Below are 21,798 nucleotides of genomic sequence, written 5' to 3'. Positions count from 1 at the left end.
CATCTCCACTTCTAAATTCGGGGATAGCGATTGAGGATGTCGAACTTCTCCTTCGGGATGCCGACTTCCGAATCTGGGACACCGTTATGCCGTCCGACGTTGTCCCGGAAATACATCTCGAAGTCTTTTCTCGGTATTCGGACTTCAATGACCGTGCCGTCATATCCACCCCGGCTGGCGTAGTCCAGCGCAATCATTCTACCCGCCTCACCCAGGCCAAAATATGCGCGACCATCCGGATACTCGTTACCTTCGCCGGGGAAGTCTTGTGGCTGGAACCCGAACTGAAGCAGTCGCTGGGTCATTCCCTTGCCGGGTGCCTTGTAGAGCGTGACGGTGTCATCGTCGTCGTCTGTACTCGCACCACCCGGTGCGGGCGGAGGGCTGGGAACAGCGCCAGGTTGTGCTGCCGTAGTGGGCGCAGTGGTCGTCGGAGCCGAGGGGGCTCGATCACTCGGTGCGCACGCTACGGGGGGACTCGCGTTGCAACCGGCGGGCGTGGAAGGGCCACCGTTTTTTGTACTGTCCCAGACTGCGTAGGTGACGCCTCCGATCACGACGGTGGCCACAATGGCGCCCACGACCACAGCTCCTACCCCCGTGGAGGCGGCCCCTGCCGCCAGGGGAGCCAGCTGGAGGAATTCGCCCGTGGGATCGGTGTACCGCACCGGATTGTTGTGCGTGTACGTGTAAGCGGCGAGGTTGCGTGGCTCCTTGATGCCGCCCGCGATGTCCTTGTCGAGGTAGTCCGGCAGCGCCGGGTCAGGGCTGGCCCACAGTTGCGTGCGCGGGTTGTAGTAGCGAGCGCCGTAGTAGTAGAGCCCGGTTTCGGTGTCGAGTTCCTTGCCGGTGAACTGGTACCGGGTGTCGGCGTCTCCGGCGCGTTCCTCGATCCAGGTCTCGCCGTAGGGAAAGTATTCGAGGTGCTCGGTCACCTTGCCGTACTTGTCGGTGACATAGCCGGAGGAGCCGATGTGGTCGGCGTGGAAGAACTGCTGGTCCTCCTCGACGCCCGTTGCCTTCACCGTCTGAGTGGTGACGCGGCTGTCGCCGACGAAGATGTGCTTGTAGCCGATGCTGTCGCGTTCGCTGTAGTAGCGGTTCGGGTAGAGGGAGAGACCTGCGTCGCCGGTCTTGACGACGCGGTCGCCCTGGTCGTCGTAGGTATACGACACGGTGGCGCCGTCGCAGCCGCTGGGGTCCTGGGTGACGGCACCCGTCGCGGTGTCCTGGTTGCAGGCGAGGCGGTTCTCCTCGTCCCAGACGTACTGGCGACTCTTGTCGGCGACGGCGGTGTTGAGAGCGCTCGTCAGATTGCCGTTCGCGTCGTACTCGTTGCTGACCGGGCCGACTTCGCCTGGGGCATGCGGCTTTGAGCCGTTGTACGCGTACGTGTAGTCGTAGCTGGTGCGGTCCTGGACGGCGGGATTGTTGTCCGGGTTCTCGACCGGTTCGATGGGCCCGCTGCCGCCTCCGCCGGACGGGAAGGCCGGGGCACCGCCGGTGATCTCGTGAGTCTGCGCCTTGTGTGTGGTGTTGTGAATCGAGTCGTACTCAAGGCTCAGTGTGTATGTGTTCCGGGCCGCGTTCTTGTCCGTGTATGTGCCGGACGCCGAGGTGAGCCGGTACAGGTCGTCGTAGCCGTAGGTCTGGGTGCTGGGCCCGCCGATGTCGCCGCCCTGGGGCACGTTGTTGGCGAGCGAGGCGACGTTGCCGGTCTTGTCGTAGGTGTAGCCGAGGTCCTGGAAGGCCGTTCCGCCCGACGGCGCGGACTTCAGGGTGGCGAGGCGGCGGTCCTCGGCGTCGTAGGTGTAGGTCGTGCGGACGCTGTTGCCGGCCTGCTGGAGGACCTTCTGACCGAACTTGTCGTAGTCGATCCGGGCCACGTACGTGTAGGTGGCGCCGTTCTTGGTGCCGGTGGCCCGCGTGACCTGGCCGCCGGAGTCGTAGTCGTAGGTGAGGGTCTCGCCGTCCGGGTAGGTCATGGCGAGGACTCGGTTGAAGGCGTCGTAGCGCCAGGAGGTGTCGTAGGTGCGGGGACCGCCGTGCACCGCGGTGACGGTGCGGGTCTCCTTGGTGAGCTCTCCGAGGGCTCCGTAGACGCGCTGCACCGTGCCGGCGGCGTCGTGGATCTCGCTGACGCGGGAGGCGGCGTTGTGGGCTGCGCCCGGGGCCCCGTAGCTGTAACTGACGTTGTTCGCGGGGAAGGTCGGATAGCGGACGGCCTTGAGGCGGGAGTACTCGTAGTCGTACTCGACGGCTTTGTCGGCGGCGCGGAGGTTGGCGGTGATCTTGGAGGTGACGTTCCCGGCGAGGTCGTATCGGGTCTCCGTGCGGCCCGTGTCGGGGCTGTCGTACGAGACGCGGCGGCCCAGGCCGTCATAACTCGCCCTGGTCACGTTGTTCTTGTCGTCGGTGACGGCCGTGACCTGGTTCATCGGGTCGTGGGCGTAACTCGTCCACACCGGCTGGGCGTCGTGGAACTCCTTGACGGCGGTGGTCACTTCTCGCGCGTCGGTGTAGGTGACGCGCTTCCTGCCGTTGGCGTCGGTGACGGTGGTCTCGAAGCGTGTGACCCCGGACCTGTCGGGGCCGAAGCCGTATGCGGTGCTGGTGCTGAGGCCGTCGGGCCGGACCGTCTTCACCGATCGGTCGAGGACGTCGAAGGTCTGCTTCGTCGGCGCGACCGTGTCGTAGGCCGTGTTGAAGGTGGTGTTGGCGGCGCCCTTCGGCTCGGTGACCGGGTAGTACGTCTCCACCGTGCGGCCGAGGGCGTCGAACTTCATACGGCCGGACACCGTCATGACGTCGGTCGGGTCGGCGTTCGGTGAGCCGGCGACGGAGGCGTCCTTCTTCTCCTGCAGGATCCGCTGAAGGCCGTCGCTGAAGGTGACCGTGTCGATGGTGTCCTCGCGCACACCGTCGACGGCCCGGTCGAGGTGCTGCGTGGTGGCGTACGGGACAGGCGCCTCGGGGTGGTAGCCGAAGGTGATCGTCGCCCGGCCCGCGTCCTGCTCATAGGGGCCGGTGAGCGTGGCGAGGCGGCCGACGCTGTCGTACGTCATCGTCACGGACTGGTCGTTCTGGTCCGTGTTCCGGGTGGGGACCCCGTACCGGAGGTTGTAGGCGGAGGTGGAGCGGTAGCCGAAGCTGTCCTCGACCGACTCGATCTGGACGCCGACGGTGGGGTCGTAGCCGTAGCTGAGGGTGTAGCGCTGGCCCTCGGCGTTGGCGGGGCCGGTGACCGACTTCAGGTTGCCGTCGGGGTGGTAGACCATGTCGGAGACGGCGGCGGTGCCGTCGTCGAGGTACTCGCGGACCTGGCGGACGTCACCCGTGGCGCAGTCGACGTCGGTCGCACGGTGGCGTAGCACCTTCCCGGCGGCGTCCTTCTGACTGATCTCGTCAGCGATGCCGGTGCGGTTCGCGTCGCGGCACTGCGCGTCGGAGGCCGTGTAGGCGTAGGTGGTCTCCAGGTCGTCGGCGGTGCCCTCACCCCCGGTGTCGAAGACGCGGGTGACGTTGCCGTAGGAGTCGTAGGTGAGCTGGGTGATCGTGCCGGCTCCGGCGTTGGCGGCGCCTTCGTAGTCCTTCCGCTCGACCTGGGTGAGCTGCGGGAAGACGGTGGCGGTGAGGCTGTCCGGCTCGGCAGTCCCACCGGAGGCGGCGTCCACCAGCGTGTAGGTGTTCAGCGTCTCCTTGTACGGGTGCCCTGCGCCGTCCTCGGTGAGGCTGCGGGTGGGGAGTCCGCGGGTGACGTAGCCGTCGGTGCGGTAGTCGTCGGTGCGGACGCGGCGGACGGCGTCGTCGGCGCCGGGGTCGCGCTGTGCGGTGATCACCCGGCCGAAGCCGAGGAACTCGCGTTCAGCGCGGTGGTAGCGGCCCTGCTCGTAGCGGAAGGTGGTCAGACGCGTGTCGGCGCCATCACCTGCGAGCCCGTCGAACACGGAGGTGCGGGACAGGACCCAGCGGCTCTCGGGCATGGCCTGGGTGTTGCCGGTACGGGAGTAGTCCAGGTCGATCCGCGCGCCCATCGGGCGCGACACCGAGCGCAGGAGGTTGGTGCGCCCGGTCTTGTTGGCGGCGACCAGCATCTCGTTGTCGCGGGTCGACCTGACGTGGTCGGCGAGGCCGTCGCCGTTGACGTCGCGCAGGATGGTCTCGGCCCGGCTGATGCCGGTGGAGGCGCTGGCGCCCGGGTTGAAGACGAAGACGCCGACGGGAGTGGGCAGGCCGACGGTGAAGTAGACGCCCGCGCCGAGAGTCGCGTTCTTGTCGACGGCGATCTCGGGGAAGCTGCCGCGGAACGGGGTGGGCGCGGTGAAGCCGGTGCCGGTGTTGAAAGCGACCTTGAGCGGGTTGGCCCCGTCGGTGAACACCCGGTCGGTGAGGCCGTCGCCGTTGACGTCCAGCATGCTCGCGTTGGTGAAGGAGGTTCCCAGCTCGGCGGAGACGCCGCCCGCGAAGCCGTAGCGGTCGATGTTGAAGCCGAGGTTGACCCCGACGTTGCGGGTGGACGCGTCGTTGATCGGTCCGGTCGGCCAGGGCTCGCGGGCGGCGAAGGAGTAGCCCAGGTTCAGCTGGGCGTCGCCGTTGCCGAACACCTTGTCCGGCAACCCGTCCCCGTTGATGTCGATGAGGTCGACGCGGGCGTCGGACTCGCCGCCGCCGAGGCTGCCGCCGATGCCGAGCGAGGGCTGGACCGCGCCGGTGGTGGCGGTGTTGGCGCTGGTGCCCGCGTCGGGCGCGGCCATGCCCAGGGCGCTGGCGATGGTGGCGGTCTCGCTGCCCGCGGAGAGCGACACGTTGCCGGAGACGTTGTCCGCCTCGCGGACGTTGCCGCCGAGGGTGCCGCGCGTGGCGCCGAGCGCGCCGCTCATGTCGGAGAACTGGATCTCCTTGGCGCCCACGACGTCGGGGTAGCCGTCGCCGTTGAGGTCGAGGTAGTCGACCGAACCCGCGGTGATCCCGCCGACCACGGTGCCGCCGAACGGGCCCGCCGCGAGGGTGGCCGACACCTGACCGGTGACACCGCGGCGCATCACCGCGCGGTCGCCCGCCACGTCGGCGTCGGTGACGACGTCGATGGTGTCCGCGCCGAGGCGGGAACTCGTCGCCATCGCGGCGGTGACCCAGGAGGACTCGTCCTGAGCGGCCCAGCCGCCCTTGGCGGGAACGGGGGCGAACACCGCGAGTCGCGGCATGCTGAGCCGGGGATTCGCGGCGAACGCCGGGACGTCCGCTTCCTTGGGCTCCTTGGGAAGCGCGTCCTTGAAGCTCTGGTCCAACGTGAGTTCGGCCTGCTTGAGCGGCTGGGTGGCACGGTCGCGGTTGCCCTGGTAGCCGATCACCCCCCAGCCGCGGTAGGGCTGGGCGAAGGCGCCCTGCCCGACGGAACCGTGCATGGCGCTGGGCGCCGGGGTGAAGGTCGGCCAGGACGAGGCCACGTCGTAGGTGACCGACGCGGACTGGTCGACGAGCAGGGGGAGCAGTCCGGCTTCCGCCGTGGAGTAGTCGATGTAGAGGTCGTCGCCCGCGGTGACCGGCACGGTCAGGTCCAGGTTCGGGCCACCGAAGGGGGAGGTGTCCTTGGCCTGGAAGATCCGTTTGCCGACCAGCTGCCCGCCGCGCTTCTTCACGGTGAACGCGATCTTGGCGTCACCGAGGAGGTTGAAGTTGAAGTTCAGCTTCGGCCGCACCTTCAACTGGCCGGTCTTGGTGGCCTTGTAGGTCTGCTGCGGCGCGGTGAGGGTGTCCGCCGGGTACATGGTCTGGTCGTACGGCGGGGTGATCACCAGCGTGGGCTCGCCCTTGGCGTCGACGACCGACTCGACGCCCTGCGCTGCCGTGTAGTACGCCTTCGGGGCCCAGCTCACGGCCGAGGCGTCGATCGGGGAGTCGGTCTTCAGCTTCCACGACATCTTCTCGAACGTGCTGACCGGGATGCTCAGGTCGATCGCGGTGGTGCCGGTCGACGCGGCGGGCAGGACCTTGCGGAGCACCTCCGTGCCCGGGTGGACGCCGTTGCCCTTCTCGATCACCACGGTCACGTCGTCCGAGGTCGCCTTGGACTTGACCACGTCACCGGTCAGCCGCAGGGTGCCGTTCACCGGCACGGTCACCAGGGACGGCCTGCCGCCGAAGGTGAAGTCGGTCGACGCGCGGAACACGGTGTTCGCCAACCCGTTCGCGTCCGTGCCGGCCGGCAGGCCGGTGTAGGTGATCACCGGGTCCCACGCCACGGTGTCGTACTTGCCGTCCAGAATGGACTGGGTGCGGAAGTAGAGCGCGTCGCCCTTCTTCACCGGAATCGAGGCCACGTTGCCCGGGGTGAACTCGGTGTGGTCATCGGGGCCGATGCGCTGCGCCCAGAGTTCGGCGTCCTTGTGCTGGATGGTGACCCGCACGCCGTCGGCCTTGGTGTACGCCGCCCGCGCCGCCGAAGGGTCCTGCGTCAGCTGCACGGGCCCGTCCACGCGGACGTTGCCGTCGTACGGCGCCACCCATCGGCGGACCGTGTCGAGGAGCGGCGAGTTGTCCACCTGCTGGTTGAACTGCGCGGTCTGATCGCCGACGATCGCGCCGGTGACCGCACCGCCCCCGATCGGCGCCGGGGTGTGGGCGGAGTCCGCGCTGTAGGCGGGTTGCCCATCGGCGTCCAGGTAGCCGAACAGCACGCCGCCGTTGTTCACCAGGTCGGTGATGCCGTCGCCGTTGACGTCGCTGAAGAACCGGTCCGAGGTGGTCGTGGTGCCCACGAAGTCCAGCTGGGCCGAGGTGGTGAGGACGTACGACTCGACGCCGATGGTGCCGGACAGCGTGCGCTCGGTCGAGATTCCCGGCAGCCCGGTGAGCTTGACCGGCGTGTCGCCGAACTTCGGCTGACCGCCCGGTTTGGCCAGATTGGGCCGGTAGTAGACGTCGCCGTTCTTGCGGAACACCTTGTCCGGCAGGTTGTCGCCGTTCATGTCGGTGAGGGTCGACAGGCCGTCGGACTGGCCCGCGCTGAACCCGACCTTCAACCCGACGGAACCCTCCTTGGTCGGCAGCCCCTGCACGTTGTAGCCCGCGAACAGGTGCGCGCCGAAGCCGACCGACGTGTTCGCCGAGATCGCACTGGCCTCGCCCTCGCGGATGTTCACCCCGAGGTCGTCGTCCGGCACCGACCAACCCGCCGCGTCGGCGAAGGCGTTGTAGTTTCCCGACTGGTCGCGCACGTCGTCGAAGTAGTCGAACGTGTGGGTGTTGAACAGCTGGTTGGTCTCGCTGTACTGCGACACCGAGGTGAGCAGTGTCTTGGCGAACGCGCCGGTCCGGTAGTTCAGCTCGTAGGCGCGGATCAGCTGGTCGTCCAGCTTGACCTCGATGCGCCGCAGCAGGTCGGCGGTGACCTTCTTGAACCCGTACCTCGCGTCGATGCGTACGTCCGTCCGGCGGGGCTCGCCGCGCTCACGGTCCCGGATGAACGTCACCGAGTACCTGCCGTCGGTGTCGCCGCGGCCGGTGTAGGTGATCTTCTTCAGGTACAGGTCGCTGCCCGGCACCGTGGAGTCCGCCGTGCCGCCGTCAGCCACCTTGGCGTACCGGTAGCGCAGGACGTTGTCGTTGCCGTCGCGGATCTCCCGCGCCGCCCAGGTCGCGACGCGCCCCTTGTCGTCGGCCAGCGTGCTGTCGGCGGTGCCGCCGAAGAGCGTGCGGACACCCTGCTTGTCGGTGACCTCCCACCAGTAGTTCGCGGGGCTGTCGCCGTGCCGCACGATGCGGTCGAACCGGCTCTCCACCCGGGAGTGGAACACCTTCTCCGCCGTACGCGCCCGTAACTGGCTCCGGTGCGCCACCGGGGTCAGCTGCTCGCCGTTGAGGAGGTAGGTCTCGGTCTCCAGCCCGGCGTCGTAGCGCGGCACACCCCACCGTGTGTCGACCGCGACCACCGGGGCGGTCACGTCCCACCCGACGCCCAGCCACCCGTTCGTCCCCGACGAGTTGTAGGTGACGGCCAGCTTCGGCTCCAGGCCCGCGCGGCCCTTGGGCACCTCCAGTGGGTACGACAGCCGCGCGTCACCGCTGTTGTTCGCCGAGGGCGCCTCGATCAGGTTCACTCCGGAGCCGGGGTCGGCGGCCTTGATGTCCTTGATCTGGTTCGGATTGAACGACGTGCCCTCAGGGTGCTCGGGGGCCTGCACCGACGAGTCGGCACCCGCCTGCGGTGCCGCCGCCGTGACCCACCCCGGCGGCGCCACCCCCATGGCCGGCAACGCGACGACCAAGGTCACGAGCAAGCTCTTGACGCGCGCACGAGCCGACGCGAGGACGATCATGCCCCCGACCCCCTTTGGAGACTGAACTCGACCTGGAACACGGCACTTTCCGTGGAAACGCGACCCATAGCCCCACCCCGGCGATCGCGCATTGAACGTACACGTTCAAAAAGAATGCGGGCAAGGTCGGTGATCGGACTCCCGCGGCGCGGGTGGCCGATAGTCCGACCCCTGGAACGCCGGTGGTGCGTGGCATCGCCACGCGCCTCCCGCAGCCGTTATGAGAAGCAGCGGCTCTCGCGGATGAGAGCCGCCGTTACCGGCTATCCGACCCACGGAAGGCGTCGATCAGGTCAGGCGGACCGGGAATCCGGCCCCGGAATGCCGGGTTCACGAGGACGGTGAGCACCAATTCCGCTGTCTCGGCAACTCGCCGGCGCGTGGCCTCGAGTCACCCGGCAGAGTGGGGCTGCGGGAAGACCTGGACGCCAACCAACCGGCAACACCCCAGGTCAGTCCCCTTGCGCGCCCCATCTGAACGATCCCCGGATCGACAACTCGCCATCACTCGAATGGACGCATCCGAATGGCGGCACAGCGCCCGGCGACTCTACGGTCGGTTCAGATCTCGGTTCCGAGACAGGGGGCCAGCTAGGGAGGTCAACCATGATCCGACTTCGCACCCTCGCCATCGCGGCCGCGCCCGCAGCATTGCTGATCGGCCTGGCGTCTCCTGCTCCCGCCGCACCCATGCCGCAGGCGCCGACCATGCCGGCCGCCAGCTGCTACAAGCCGGGGGCTGACCAGGTTCTCACCGCCCAGGAAGGCATCGAGCTCGTCAACGCCTGCAAGTCTCAGAGGGCTGACCCCTCATGGCACTGGATGGGCAACTACGGCTCGGTCTACGACGTGGTCAACGTCGCGAACAGCAGGGGCGTCGGCCCCGGCGGGCTGGTGACGATCCCGAACGCCAGCGGTGGCGGCCTGATCCCGACGTTCATGTACTACTGATCGGGCCCCCGCGAGCAGCGGGAGCCGTCCATGACCACAGGGCCTCGCACCTGAGCTTGTCGTTCGGCGTCCAGCCGGATCCGGCTGGACGCCGAACGACAAGCTCAGGGCGTTCTGGCGCCCTGGAGCGGGCCCCGTCATCCGCCGCAGTGGCCTCGGTCTTCCCGCACAGGCCGGACCGTCACTGAGACCGCGCGGGGTGTCGATCAGCCAGGTGATCCTGGAGCTCGCGGTGCCGGAACTGGTAGGCGGCCCCCACCGTGCGCAGTATGCCGGCGTGGTGGCACGCGTGGAGGAATCGCCCGAAGCGCCACGGCAGCACTCCGCGGGCCAGCACGAGGAAGGCCACGTACCGGAAGGACAACGAGTGGAAGACCAGCGCACCGAAGGGCGCTATGACCACCAGCATCACGAAGGCACCTCGCCAACCGCCCGCCCCATAGCCCAGCACGGCGAAGATCGTCACGAGGTCCCCGAGGAAGAGCGTCCACGACACCGCGTCACGGCGCACCAGAGCGCGAGGCCCGTCTCGACGTTCGTCGGGCACGACGGCCATGCCCATGGCGCCCCCCACCATCAGCCCGAAGACCGTCGCGACCATCACCCAGTCGGCCGTTGCATCCGCAGCGGCATCGAGCAATCCGATGAGCACGACAGGAGCGGAACCCAGGGCGCAGCCCAGTGCGAACCGGACCGGACGCAGAACCATGCGGTCTTCCCCTTCCCAAAGGTCCGGATTGACCGCGAACAGCGCAGCCATCAGCGGCAGGAAGGAGAGGACGAGATGCTCCCAGGAGCTCACGGCCGCCTGGGCCACGATGGCGAGCTCTATCGCTCCCGCCCACGACAGGCAGGCCCACCGGATCGCCCGCTTGGCGCGCTCCGCCCCGACCATCGGCCACAGTTCGGGCAGGACGAGGTCCGTGGCGGAGAGCCTGCGCCCCTCGACCTGCCTGCCTTCGCGGTTGCCGTCGAGGTAGGCGGCCAGTACGGCCAGCCAGCGCCGAGCCGGACCGTCGGGGTCCACCGTCCCGTCTCCCCGGGAGGCCAGCACCGCCGGGACGTAGAGGCCGAGCAGGTGCTGGTGGAGCGTGCCGGACTCGGCGAGGGGCAGGAGGTCCGAGGGGTCGCGTCGATAGCGGCCGTCGGAGGTCCGCTCCTGGTAGACCGCCACAGCGAGCGACAGGCGCCACGGTGTCGCCAGTGCCTGCCGTAGCCGCACGACGGTGGGAGGATCCGGAACGCCGTCCGCCTGCGGGGCGGTGACCAACACGTCCAGCACCCGCTGCCAGCGGCTCAGCCCCGCCTCGGTGTCGGCCACGCTGCTGCGGAGGAACGCGCGGCTCTGCTCCGCGTCGACCGGAGCGAGGCGCACCACGGCGGCGGTCCGCAGGTGAGCTTCCACGCCGACGAGGCCTTCGTAGGCGCCGCGTCGACAGGTGACGACCACGGCGGCCGGTTGCGTACCGTGCTGCCAGCTGTTGAGCAGGCGCACCAACTCGGCGGCCCGGCTGGAGTACGGGGCGGTGCCCGGCGGGTCCAGTTCGTCCAGGCCGTCGACGACGGGAAGCACCAGGCGTGCCTCCACCAACCGCCGTGCGAGCCCACGGCCCACCCCGAAGGCCGTCACGAGATGCCGGGCGATCCACTCCTCCAGCTCCTGGCCGGTCCACGAGGCGGCGGCCATGCGCAGGGCCACGGCCTGGCCGGACCGCCTGTCCCGTGCGAGGTCGAGCACCATCGACAGAGCCGCGAGGGACTTTCCGGTTCCGGCGTCGTCCGTCGCGTCGCCGTCCGTGATGACCATGCGCGGCGGCGACAACCGCCCGTGCAGTGCGGTCAGGTCGTCCAGTCGCCCTTCGGACTGCGCGCCTGCGACCTGGCCGTGGACGTGGACGGCGTAGGCAAGGTCGATGCGCCCACCGATGTTCCCGTCCAGCCACCGCGCGTACTCGCCCTGCTCCCGCCGCACGACCTCGCCGGCCAGCCGATCAGCCATCTGCTCCACGTCCACAGGAGCAACCAGCGCGTAGCACAGGCCCGCCACGCCGGCCAAGGCCCCCACGACACTGGCGACGGGATCCGCGACGTCCCAGCCGCCGAAGACCCCCAACGCCAGGAGCCACACCGTGACCGCGCCTGCCCCAGACCACAGCAGGCGGCGCTGGAGCGCTCGCCGTATCCCCATGCCGGAAATCCTGCCGAACCGAGAGGGCACCACGCCAGCCCCGCGGATCGACCGCGCAGGGCGGACTTGGATGCGTGGGACCACGGCGAAGCCATCGGAGCCGTCCAGCCGACGGCGCTCCGCCTGGGCCGTCACCGGGTCGATCGGGCAGGTCTGCCGCGGCGTCGCGTGCGGGTGGGGCACACTGGCCGGGTGCGCATCGTGATGATGACGGCGGGATCCCGGGGCGACGTCGCGCCGTACACGGGTCTGGGTGCAGGTCTCGTACGGGCCGGGCACGACGTGACGTTGGCCGCCCACGGCGTGTTCGAGCCGCTGGTGGCCGGGTCGGGAGTGCGGTTCCGCCCGCTGCCGGTGGATCCCCGTGCCGAGCTGCATTCCGCGCGGGGCCGGCGGCTCCATGACGCGAGGACCGGCGCGGGGAAGCTCGTACGGCTGGCGTCCATGGCCCGGGGAGCGGCCGACGCGATGGCGGCCGCCCTGGTGGAGGCCGCGCGAGAAGGCGAGGTCCTGCTGGTCGGCGGGGCGCTGGGGCCGCTCGGGTACGCCATCGCCCAGGGGCTAGGGGTGCCCGCCCTGGGCCTGCACCTCCAGCCCCTGCATCCGACGCGCGAGTTTCCCGCCCCGGTCCTGGGGACGCGGTCCCTGGGCACGCTGGGGAACCGGTTGAGCGGGCAAGCGGTCATGGCGTCGGTGGAGCTGCTGTTCTCCGACGCCGTACGGTCGCTGCGACGCCACGGGCTCGCCACGGCGGGCCGGTCCCGGACGAGGCCCGTGCTGCACGGCTACAGCGAACTCGTCGTCCCCCGGCCCCGGGACTGGCCCGCGGGACTGGAGGTGTCCGGGTACTGGTGGCCGCACGAGACCGGGCAGTTGTCCCGGGAACTCGAGGACTTCCTCGCTGCCGGGCCCCCGCCGGTCTTCGTCGGTCTGGGCAGCGCCACCGTTCCTGATCCCCATCGGGTGAGCGGTGAGATCGTCACCGCGCTGCGGGCGGCGAAGGTGCGCGGGATCGTCCAACGGGGATGGGCGGGGCTGGGTGCCCGGGGCGACGACATCCTCACCATCGACGAGGTGCCGCATTCCCTGCTGTTCCCCCGCACGGCCGCTGTCGTCCACCACGCGGGAGCGGGCACGACCGGCGCCGTCCTGAGGGCCGGGGTGCCCACCGTTCCGGTGCCGGTCCAGTTCGACGCGGCGTTCTGGGCGTCCCGGCTGACGGCGCTGGGGACCGCTCCCGGGGTGGTGCCGCTGCGCCGCCTCACCTCCGGGGCTCTGGCCGTGGCCCTGCGCCGGGCCACGGAGGACGGCTCTCACCGTGCGCGGGCCCGCGCGCTGGCCGACCGCCTGGCCGCGGAGGACGGCGTCGCGCCGGTACTCGCAGCGCTCGCCCGGCTCGCTCGCTGACCGCTCGTCAGCCGCGTCGGCGTGGCCCGTCCCGGAGAGCGGTGCGGTGACGGTGCAGAGCAACTCCGGGGGACCTGCGCGCTTGTGTCTTCGGATGCCCCCAGGGCGCGACATCTGATCAGGCGGAAGGGGACAGCTGTTCGCGCACCCAGACGGGATCGGGGTTGGTGTGCGGCCGGCCTGCCACGACCACGGTCGGCACGGTCTCGTTGCCGTCGTTGGCTGCTCTCACCGCTGCGGCTCCTGCCGGGTCGCGCCAGATGTCGACCCAGTGGACCTGGCGGGCGCCGCGGCCCAGCCGGATGCGCAGTCGTATGCAGTACTTGCAGCCCGGCCGCCAGAAGACGACCGGCCGACCGTCGAGCGCACTGAGGCGCTGCGCCTCCTGCGCACCGATCGCCCTCGGGAAGATCAGGGGTGAGTGTACGCCGGCGAGCGCCAGGAACCCCAGCAGGAGTGCTGCGGCCGTCCCGGGGCTCCCCTTCGAGAACTGCCCAGTCGCGACGGCTGCGCCGCTGAGTACCAGCAGTATCGGCAGGATCCACGCGCGCACCATGGTGATGCATGTTACCGATCAGAGGGCCGAGCTCGACGCCGGCCTGCCTCCTGGCCGAGCCGTCCGCGTCTCCTCGCCCGCCATCGAGCCCGGTCGCTTGGTTGCGGCTGTCCGGCAGCTGCCCGGCCCGTCTCAAGTCCTCTGGGGGCTATCGGCGGTGGGCAGCGGGCGTGACACCGGTCGCCTTCACGCTGGCGTCCCACAGCCGGCGCCCTGCTTCGGGGTCCTCCAGTTGGGTCCACAGTCGCTCGCGGTGCGGTCGGCCCCGTAGGCCGAAGACGCGCGGGCCCCACAGCTCGCCTCCGGTGATCCCTGGGTCGAGCACGGCCCGGACCGCGGGCCGGGCACCGGCGTGTTTGCCCTGGAGCACGAGGGCGGCGGGCGCCGCGCGCAGCAGCACCCCGGCCCTCCGGACGTGGACGGGCGGTCGTGACGGGGTGAGTGAGTCCAGTGCCCCGCCAGGGTGCACCACGACACTCGACACCGTGCTGTCCGCGGCGCGCAGCCGGCGGTCGAGTTCCAGGCCGAAGTGCATCTGGGCCAGCTTCGACCGGGCGTACGTGCGCTTGGCCTGGTAGTCGCTGCGGGTCTGCAGATCCTCCAGGTCCAGGTGCTCCGACTTGGCGGCGAAGCTGCCGACGGTCACGATGCGGGCGCACGGTGCGGCCTCCAGCAGCGGCATCAGCCAGTGGGTCAGCGCAAAGTGCCCGAGGTGGTTGGTGCCGAAGTGGATCTCGTTGCCGTCCGTCGTCTCCTTCCGTTCGGGTCCTTCGAGGAGCACGCCGGCGTTGTGGACCACTGCGTCGAGGCGCTCCACCTCCAGAGATTCCGCCGACGCCCGCAACGAGCCGAGGTCCGCGAGGTCCAGGCCCACCGACCGTACGCGTGCTCCAGGCACTCGCGCGCGGATGGCGGCCATGGCGGCTTCGGCCCGCGCGGCGCTCCGGCTGCCCAGCACGACAGTGGCGCCGGTGCCGGCCAGCTGCTCAGCGGTGAAGTACCCGATGCCTGCGTTGCCGCCGGTGACCAGGTACACGCGACGGCTCGTGGATGGGGCCTGCGACATGACGGGAGCTCCTTTGGGGCGTGACGGCGGCTGCTCGGCGGAGCAACTGGCGTCCACGGTGCCATCGGCCACCGATATATCGCCGATATCCGACCGACAGCGATGCTCCGACCGCGAGGCCACTCGCGGGCGCACGCCCGCCGCGCCACCAGCAGCGACGGGACTGCTTGATCCCTGACCGCCATGAGCGTCCTGCGGCTCGCCAGTGTCTGGCGAGACGACCGGGCATCGGCCACCCTTTACGTGGTCACGGGAGTGCAGGGAGCGGGGGAGACGCGAATGACCGACACGAGACCGTCCTGGACGGTGTTCGCGAGCCTGGGTGTCACGGCTCTGGGGATCGTCATCGGGATATTGGCCTGGTTGTTTCCCGTGGTCGGCGGGGCGAGGGACGGGGGAGGGCGCGCAAGCGAATCGGCTGCGGCCGGGACAGGCGGCGGGACACCTTCCGGCGGCACCACTCAGCCTGGCGAACCGAAGGCGCCGACGACGCCCGGAGGGGAGACCTCCCCGTCGACGACGCCTGTCTCCCCGGCACTCAGCGGCCGGCTCCCCGCGGACTGGGCAGGGACGTGGCGGGGTTCCACCCATGACGACGATGAGCTGATCATCGTGAATCTGAGGACGGGGAAGGAGGGCCAGGTGGTCGGAACGATCGATTGGCCCTTGGCGTCGTGCAAGGGAGAGCTGACCCTGATGGCCGTCATGACGGAGAAGGTGGTCATGCACGAGGTCATCACCGAGGACCCCCAGCGGAGATGCCGCGCCGAGGCGCAGATCGATTTCACGCTGAAGGGGGCCACGCTGTTCCTCAACGGCTTGGAGTGGGGCAAGGAAGCCATGCTGCGGCGTGCGTGAACGGCCCGGATGTCGAGCCGGCCCGTGCGTTCGGGGATCGTGGTCTTGATCCCGCGTCGGCGGAGGCAGGACCGGAACGTGCGGGCAGGCGGCGGCCCGGCCCTGGTGGCGGCCGGTCACGGCCTCGGGCTATCCCCACGGTGGGCGCCGTCCAGTCTGTCGGACCGTCGGTGCATCATGAGGGGATGAGTCCGGAATCTGAGCCGTCGATCCTCCTGGTCACGATGGACCGCGCGTCGGAGTCGGTGGTCTTCACACGCTCGGACGGAAGGGAAGCGCACCTCCCGCTGACGCACAGTCCGTTCGAGGCCACCAGTACCGTGGCCCGGTTTGCCCACACGGGGGCTTTCGACGCGCTCCTCGCGACGACGACCGCCGGCGACGACGTCGCTCTCGAACTGCCCGCCCGCGACGGCACGGACCAGCGTGACGGGCGCCTGGCCGTCTACCTGGACCAGAACAAGTGGCGGGACGTCACCAACGCCCTCACCGGCATCGGCCGCACCACGCCCGCAGAACTCGAGGCCGCTCGGCAACTGGCTCACTGGGTGGGGGAACGGAAGATCGTCCTGCCCGTGTCCGCCGCCCACTGGGCCGAAACCACGAAGTGGTCCGACACCGACAAGCGCTACCAGCTCGGCCTGACGATGCTGCGACTCGGCCGGGGCTGGCAGATGCGTGACCCGCTGCAGGTGCGCCGCGACGAACTCCGCGCTGCTCTCGCCCGCCACGGCGCGACGCACGCCGAGGCGCCGGTGGACGCGGTGTTCACACTCGCCCCCGACGTCATCCATGGAGCCGCCCGCGGGTGGACCCCCGCTCGGGTGCCCGCCGACCTGCCGTCCGAGCAGCGGTTCCAGCTTGTAGCGCTGAGATCCACCGCGGCCCTGATCGATGTCATGCTCGACACCGAACGGGTTCCTCCCGGATCGGTATCCGGCTGGGTGGAGTCCCACCAGAGGTTCAGCGACTGGCTGGACAGCGAGAAGCGTGACGCACGGCAAAAACGCAGGAGCGTCGACGTGTTCTTCCTGAACGACATCCGGATGGACATCGCGACCGAGGCCCGCGCCGCACGGTTGGCGCCCGCGGCCGCGTCCGCGTGGGTGACGGAGCACGCCACCGGTGATCTGGCCGCAGCACCGGCGCTGGGCCTGCTGCGTGAGATGTTCCACGAGCGCCACCTCAACAAGGGCACCACGTGGCGCACCAACGACCTGACGGACATGCTCTACCTGTCCTGCGCCGCCGGCTACGCGGACTTCGTGGTCTGCGAGCGGGCCATGGGCGGTGCGCTGAAGCAGGGCGTCGAGCGCCTGCGCCGGCCGGTGCGGATCTTCCCACGCCTGAGCGACGTCGTCGAGGCCATCGAGGACGCTCTGAAGCCGTAGTGACAGGCGGTCGCCGGGGTGCCGGTCAGTCCGCGGCGGTGAACACGTGCTCGGTCGGCGGGCCGACCAGCAGTCCCGGACCTGCTGCGAGTGCCTCGGTCAGATGCGGGCTCGACAGGTGCGCCTCGAACGCGGCGCGGTCTTCCCACTCCTCGAACACGAGCCATGCACTCGGGTCCTCGGGGTGGACGTACGCCTGGTAGCTGATGTTGCCCGGTTCGGCCCGCGACGGCGCGACCAAGGACAGGGCCTGCTCCCGGACCTTGTCCTCGGCGCCAGGGGCAGCCTTGAGCAGGGCGATCGTGGTCACCTTGGGCATCGGGAGCTCCGTTCCAGGCGCAGTCGGCGGGACGCGCGAGTCTACGTCCCTGCTCCGTACGCCACAACGCGCCACTGCTCCCTCCTTCGTCCCCGTCCCGTGGACGTCTGCGTATGCCGGTGCGACGCAGAACCATGTTCCCGCTCCAACGACCGTCCTTGAATGGGCCCATGACGATGACGAAGCAGACGACCTCAGCTCCTACGAAGAGCGCCGCCGGGGTGGCGCTGGGTGCGGCGGTGGTGGCGACGGGGCTGACGGCGGGAGTGTGGTTCGCGTACGCGTGCTCGGTGATGCCGGCGCTCGCGCGCAGCGACGCACGGGTCTACGTGGAGGTGATGCGGAACATCAACGACGTCATCCAGAACCCGGTGTTCTTCACCCCGTTCTTCGGCGCGCTGCTGCTCACGGCGCTGGCCGCCTGGCAGCTGCGGGCCGATGGCCGGGCGCGCGGCTGGACGGTGGCCGCTCTGGTCCTGTACGTGGCGGTGTTCGCCGTCACCTCGGCCGCGAACGTCCCGCTCAACGACGCTCTTGCGGCCGCCACCGACCCGGTGCAGGCCCGGGCGGCCTTCGAGGGCCCGTGGGCGGTCTGGAACGACGTCCGCGGGGTGCTCACGGTGGCGGGATTCGGGTGCCTGCTGCGGGCGTTGGCGGTGAGGACGCGGGGTTGACGCGGGGCGACGTCAAAGGGGCGGCCGAGCGAGTTTGGCGGCCACGGCGTCGAGGACCCAGTCCAGGCCGGTCGCGAAGGAGGTCTCGGCATCCACGTCCGTGCCGTCGCACACGGCTTTGGACAGCGTCGGGAAGCGGCCGGTGGCCAGCATCCTCGTCAGATGCGGGCCGGAGGCGCGCTGCCATTCGTGCTTCGACAGGCCCGTGGCGTCCTCGGCCCGCAGGTTCGCGATCTCGCGTCGGATCGCGCCGGTGGAGTAGGCGCCGACGGTCTCCACGGCGCGCAGGGCGGTGTCGATGTCGGTGCGGCCGTCGAAGGCTGCGAGCGTCGCTTCGCCCACGGCGAGGGCGTTCGGGCCCAGGGCGGGTCGGCCGCCAAGGAGGTCGGCCAGCCATGCGTGCCGCAGAGCGGCGTCTCGGGTGCGGTGGGCGAGAGTGCGCAGCGCCTCACGCCAGTCACCGGACCGTTCCGGGGGGAGGATTTCGGCGTAGACCTCGTCGAGCATGAGGTCGAACAGCTGCTGCTTGGTGGAGATGTATCCGTACAGCCGCATCGGGCCGGCGTTCAGTCGGGCGGCGACCTTGCGCAACGACACCGCCTCCAGCCCGCCCTCGTCGGCCAGCTCGATGGCGGCGGCGACGATCCGCTCCCGGTCGAGCGGCACGGGCCGGGTCGGGGGCTCAGGCCGGTCCCACACACTCATGGTTCACACCGTTCTGCTGCGATGCGGCGAATTGAATCGATACAGTGTATCGCCATGAGACATCGTATCGCTGTGGTCGGGAGCGGCCCCGGAGGCCTTACCCTCGCCCGTGTCCTGCACCGCCACGGGCACCCCGTCACCGTCCTCGAACGCGACCCCGCCCCCGACGCCCGTCCCCCGGGCGGCACGCTGGACCTGCACGAAGGGATGGGCCAGCTCGCGCTGAACAAGGCTGGGTTGCTGACAGAGTTCCAGGCGCTGTCCCGCCCCGAGGGGCAAGCCATGCGCATCCTCGACCCGAACGGCACCGTCCTGCGCGACTGGCAACCGCGACCTGATGACCGGGCCAATCCCGAGATCGACCGCGGGCAGCTCCGCGACCTGCTCCTCGGCCCTCTCGACGTCCAGTGGGGCCGGGACGTCACGGAGGTAGTGCCGGGAACCCGGGACGGCGTAGCGGTCCACTTCGCGGACGGGCAACAGGAGACGTTCGACCTCGTGGTCGGCGCGGACGGCGCCTGGTCCCGGACACGCCCGGCAGTCTCCCCTGTGACACCGCACTACACCGGCGTCACCTACGTCGAAACCTCCCTCGACGACATCGACACCCACCACCCCGACCTCTCCCGGCTCATCGGCGACGGTTCCTTGGCCGTGTACGGCGTGAACCGAGCCCTCGTCGCCCAGCGCAACAGCGGCGGCCACGCCAAGGTGTACGCCCAGTTCCGCGCGCCGCTGAACTGGCACGCGAACCTGGACCTGGCCGACGCCGAGGCCGTGCGCCAGAGCCTTCTGGCCCTGTTCGACGGCTGGGCCGCTCCGGTCCTCGAGCTCCTCCGCCACGGCAGCGCTTTCGTCCACCGCCCCCTCTACGTCCTGCCCGTGTCCCACACCTGGACCAACGTCCCCGGGGTGACGCTCCTGGGCGACGCCGCCCACCTCATGCCCCCTCTGGGAGCGGGCGCGAACCTCGCGATGCTGGAAGGCGCCGAACTCGCCGAGTCCATCGCCACCGGCCCTGGAGACCTGAACGAGGCCGTCCGCGCCTTCGAGGAACGGATGTGGGCACGGGCGGGCAGGTGGTCGGAGATCACGACGGCCGGTCTGGAACGCCTCGTCAGCGCGGACCCCGCACAAGCCCTCGCCCTTTTCGATGAAGTGCAGCCATCCTGACCGCCAAACACGAAGACCCCGGCATCAGCACAAGCGCCGGCAGCTCGCCTCGGCTTCACGGGACACAACGGCACGCAGGCGGGCGAACTCGCCGATGGCATCGCCGACCTCGTCGAAGCCATCGAGCCCGAGAGAGAGGACGGTGGCCCAGTTGCTGGTGACCAACAGCAGGTTGCGCGACCATATGGCGCCCATGCCCATGCGCGGGCCGTCGACGTCGCCGGCGGGCCCCTGGACGGGCCCCTGGACGGGCCCCTGGACGGGCACCGGGGCGGTCGGCCGGTCGTCCGCAGGGGTGACGGCTGGCGCCCGCCCCTGCTCCGGCGACGGGCCGCTGGGTGCTCGTCGTGACCGCCGCGGCTGGCGCCCCCGGCTCAGGGTTGGTGGCGCCGGTCCCGTAGGGGGTGCGGAGTGGTCCCCGGTACTTCAGTTGGATCATGAAGCCATCCCGTAGCAGGACGGGTCACGGTCTCTTCCGATCGGAGACTTGAGGCGATCCGAGAGACCGAATTCCGTGTAAGGGGCGGCATGGTGCTGCGAGCTGGACGAACGACTTCCCTCCTGACGACCGGGGCGGCGACGGCCGTGTTGGCGGCGCTCACGCCGGCGACCGCGCTCGCGGCCCAGGAGCCGCTCCAGGAGTACGGACGGCAGCAACTGCGCTGGGAGCGCTGCGCGGAGGACCAGCCGACGTCGTTGGAGTGCACGACGGTGAAGGTGCCGCTGGACTACGGCGATCCGCACGGGCGGAGCATCGGGATCGCGGTGTCGCGGGTGAAGACGGGGAGTACGGCGAAGCGGCGCGGTGTGCTGCTGATGAACCCCGGCGGTCCAGGCGGTCCGGGGCTGACCATGCCGGCCGAAATGGCGCCGCTGCTGGCCGAGGAGGTGCGTGACCGCTTCGACCTGATCGGCTTCGACCCGCGCGGCGTCGGACGCAGCGCGCCGGTCAACTGCGGTCTGGCGGCGGACGAGCAGGGCCTCGACCACCCCTACTCGGCCGGGACGTTCGGGCAGGACGTGGCCCGGGCCCGGAGCGTGGCGGACAAGTGCTGGGCCAAGGCCGGGGACCTGCTGCCGCACCTCACCACCCGGAACACGGCGCGGGACATGGACGTGATCCGGGCCGCGCTGGGGGAGCGGCAGATCTCCTACTTGGGGCACTCGTACGGTACTTACCTGGGTGCGGTCTACACCCAGATGTTCGCCCGCCGGGCGGACCGTTTCGTGCTCGACAGCGCGCTCGACCCGACTCTGGTCTGGCGGGGCGTGCAGCGCGGGACGACCGGGGCGGCCGAACTCGCCTTCACCCGCTGGACGGAGTGGGCCGCGGCGCGCGACGCGACGTACGGGCTGGGGGCGACCCCGCAGGCGGTGCGCGCGGCGTTCTGGGAGCTGGTCGCGAGTGCTGACCGCACACCGGTCGTGCTGGAAGGCCGGCCGTTCGACGGTGACGCGATCCGGGCACAGTACCGGGCCTTCGTCCAGGTCGAGGCCGTCACGCCGTTCATCGTCGCGCTCAAGGCCGCGGCGGCGGGCGCCGAGGCCCCGGCCGGGGCGAGCACCTCCGTGCCTGCGGCGGCCGAGGCGGCGACCGAAGGGCCGGACGTGGACAACGTGGTGTCGGTCGCCTGGGCTGTCCTGTGCGGCGAGGGCCGGAGCTGGCCGCGCGATCCCGAGCAGTACCGCCGCGACGCGATCCGGGACCGCGCCGCCCGCCCCCTGGCGGGCGACTTCGGCGCCAACGTCCAGCCCTGTGCGTTCTGGAAGTCCGCTCCGCGTGAGGCGGCCACGATGGTGGACAACGACGTCGACGCGCTGATCGTGCAGAACGAGTGGGACCCGCAGACGCCGTTGGCGATGGCCAAGGGCATGCGGCGCGCCCTGCACGGCGCCCGCATGGTGACGGTCGCGGGCGGTGAGGGCCACGGGGTGCTGGTGACCGGCCGCCCGTCCTGCGCCGACGCCGACGTCACCCGCTACCTGACGACGGGGCGGCTCCCCGCGAAGGACCGCACCTGCAGCTGACAAGACCGCCGCAGGTGACTTGTGGCCTCGGGCTCACGGTGACGCGCGGGGGCAGTCGACGAAGGCCCGGGCTCGTGGCCGTCCGCTGCCTCGGCGCCGCCGCTGCCTGAGGTGGCCCCCTGTCGAGGTGGCGGAAGGCATCCGTCACGTCGACGGTCCCGCCG

General features: G+C 70.3%; 14 protein-coding genes. 7 read left to right on the top strand and 7 right to left on the bottom strand.

Translation table 11 applies throughout. The annotated features are described in order from the left end of the window. Positions 1–11 precede the first annotated feature (11 nt). On the bottom strand, positions 12–8,273 hold the full coding sequence (locus tag OG309_RS01370; protein ID WP_329417527.1) for a SpvB/TcaC N-terminal domain-containing protein: 8,262 nt from the start codon (positions 8,271–8,273) through the stop codon (positions 12–14). Between the two features lie 651 nt (positions 8,274–8,924). On the opposite strand from OG309_RS01370, the gene OG309_RS01365 reads away from it, so the two are divergent. Then, on the top strand, positions 8,925–9,269 hold the full coding sequence (locus OG309_RS01365) for a hypothetical protein (protein WP_329417526.1): 345 nt from the start codon (positions 8,925–8,927) through the stop codon (positions 9,267–9,269). A 181-nt stretch (positions 9,270–9,450) separates the two neighbouring features. Here OG309_RS01365 and OG309_RS01360 read toward each other — a convergent pair whose 3' ends face one another. Continuing rightward, positions 9,451–11,640: a hypothetical protein gene (locus tag OG309_RS01360; protein ID WP_329417525.1), complete on the bottom strand. Its 2,190-nt coding sequence runs from the start codon at positions 11,638–11,640 to the stop codon at positions 9,451–9,453. 9 nt (positions 11,641–11,649) lie between these two features. Here OG309_RS01360 and OG309_RS01355 point away from each other — a divergent pair, with 9 nt between their 5' ends. Next, positions 11,650–12,864, top strand: coding sequence for a glycosyltransferase (locus OG309_RS01355; RefSeq protein ID WP_329417524.1), 1,215 nt, complete (start codon positions 11,650–11,652; stop codon positions 12,862–12,864). 118 nt (positions 12,865–12,982) lie between these two features. Here the strand turns inward: OG309_RS01355 and OG309_RS01350 are convergent, their stop codons facing one another. Both OG309_RS01350 and OG309_RS01345 read right to left on the bottom strand, forming a co-directional pair. Next, a complete protein-coding gene (locus OG309_RS01350; RefSeq protein ID WP_329417523.1) occupies positions 12,983–13,420 on the bottom strand; it encodes a glutaredoxin domain-containing protein in 438 nt (145 codons plus the stop codon). Positions 13,421–13,568: 148 nt separating this feature from the next. Continuing rightward, positions 13,569–14,486 (bottom strand): SDR family NAD(P)-dependent oxidoreductase, encoded by a 918-nt coding sequence (locus OG309_RS01345; RefSeq protein ID WP_329417521.1) that lies wholly within the window; start codon positions 14,484–14,486, stop codon positions 13,569–13,571. A gap of 279 nt (positions 14,487–14,765) precedes the next feature. Here OG309_RS01345 and OG309_RS01340 point away from each other — a divergent pair, with 279 nt between their 5' ends. Beyond that, positions 14,766–15,344 (top strand): hypothetical protein, encoded by a 579-nt coding sequence (locus tag OG309_RS01340; protein WP_329417519.1) that lies wholly within the window; start codon positions 14,766–14,768, stop codon positions 15,342–15,344. 185 nt (positions 15,345–15,529) lie between these two features. Next, on the top strand, positions 15,530–16,735 hold the full coding sequence (locus OG309_RS01335) for a hypothetical protein (RefSeq protein ID WP_329417518.1): 1,206 nt from the start codon (positions 15,530–15,532) through the stop codon (positions 16,733–16,735). Between the two features lie 25 nt (positions 16,736–16,760). Here the strand turns inward: OG309_RS01335 and OG309_RS01330 are convergent, their stop codons facing one another. Continuing rightward, the gene (locus OG309_RS01330) at positions 16,761–17,054 is read right to left on the bottom strand and encodes a putative quinol monooxygenase (protein WP_329417516.1); all 294 of its coding nucleotides are present in this window, start codon (positions 17,052–17,054) and stop codon (positions 16,761–16,763) included. Positions 17,055–17,224: 170 nt separating this feature from the next. On the opposite strand from OG309_RS01330, the gene OG309_RS01325 reads away from it, so the two are divergent. Continuing rightward, a complete protein-coding gene (locus OG309_RS01325; protein ID WP_329417514.1) occupies positions 17,225–17,728 on the top strand; it encodes an anthrone oxygenase family protein in 504 nt (167 codons plus the stop codon). A gap of 12 nt (positions 17,729–17,740) precedes the next feature. Here OG309_RS01325 and OG309_RS01320 read toward each other — a convergent pair whose 3' ends face one another. After that, positions 17,741–18,433 (bottom strand): TetR/AcrR family transcriptional regulator, encoded by a 693-nt coding sequence (locus OG309_RS01320; protein ID WP_329417513.1) that lies wholly within the window; start codon positions 18,431–18,433, stop codon positions 17,741–17,743. A 54-nt stretch (positions 18,434–18,487) separates the two neighbouring features. Between OG309_RS01320 and OG309_RS01315 the strand changes: the two genes are divergently transcribed. After that, on the top strand, positions 18,488–19,606 hold the full coding sequence (locus OG309_RS01315) for an FAD-dependent oxidoreductase (RefSeq protein WP_329417511.1): 1,119 nt from the start codon (positions 18,488–18,490) through the stop codon (positions 19,604–19,606). A 24-nt stretch (positions 19,607–19,630) separates the two neighbouring features. On the opposite strand, the gene OG309_RS01310 is transcribed toward OG309_RS01315, so the two are convergent. Further along, positions 19,631–19,807: a hypothetical protein gene (locus OG309_RS01310; protein WP_329417509.1), complete on the bottom strand. Its 177-nt coding sequence runs from the start codon at positions 19,805–19,807 to the stop codon at positions 19,631–19,633. Between the two features lie 327 nt (positions 19,808–20,134). On the opposite strand from OG309_RS01310, the gene OG309_RS01305 reads away from it, so the two are divergent. After that, positions 20,135–21,634 (top strand): alpha/beta hydrolase, encoded by a 1,500-nt coding sequence (locus OG309_RS01305; protein ID WP_329417507.1) that lies wholly within the window; start codon positions 20,135–20,137, stop codon positions 21,632–21,634. Positions 21,635–21,798: the final 164 nt, after the last annotated feature.

This window comes from Streptomyces sp. NBC_01268 (genome assembly GCF_036240795.1).
Taxonomy (GTDB): Bacteria; Actinomycetota; Actinomycetes; order Streptomycetales; family Streptomycetaceae; genus Streptomyces.
This window is presented reverse-complemented; position numbering and strand designations above follow the sequence as displayed.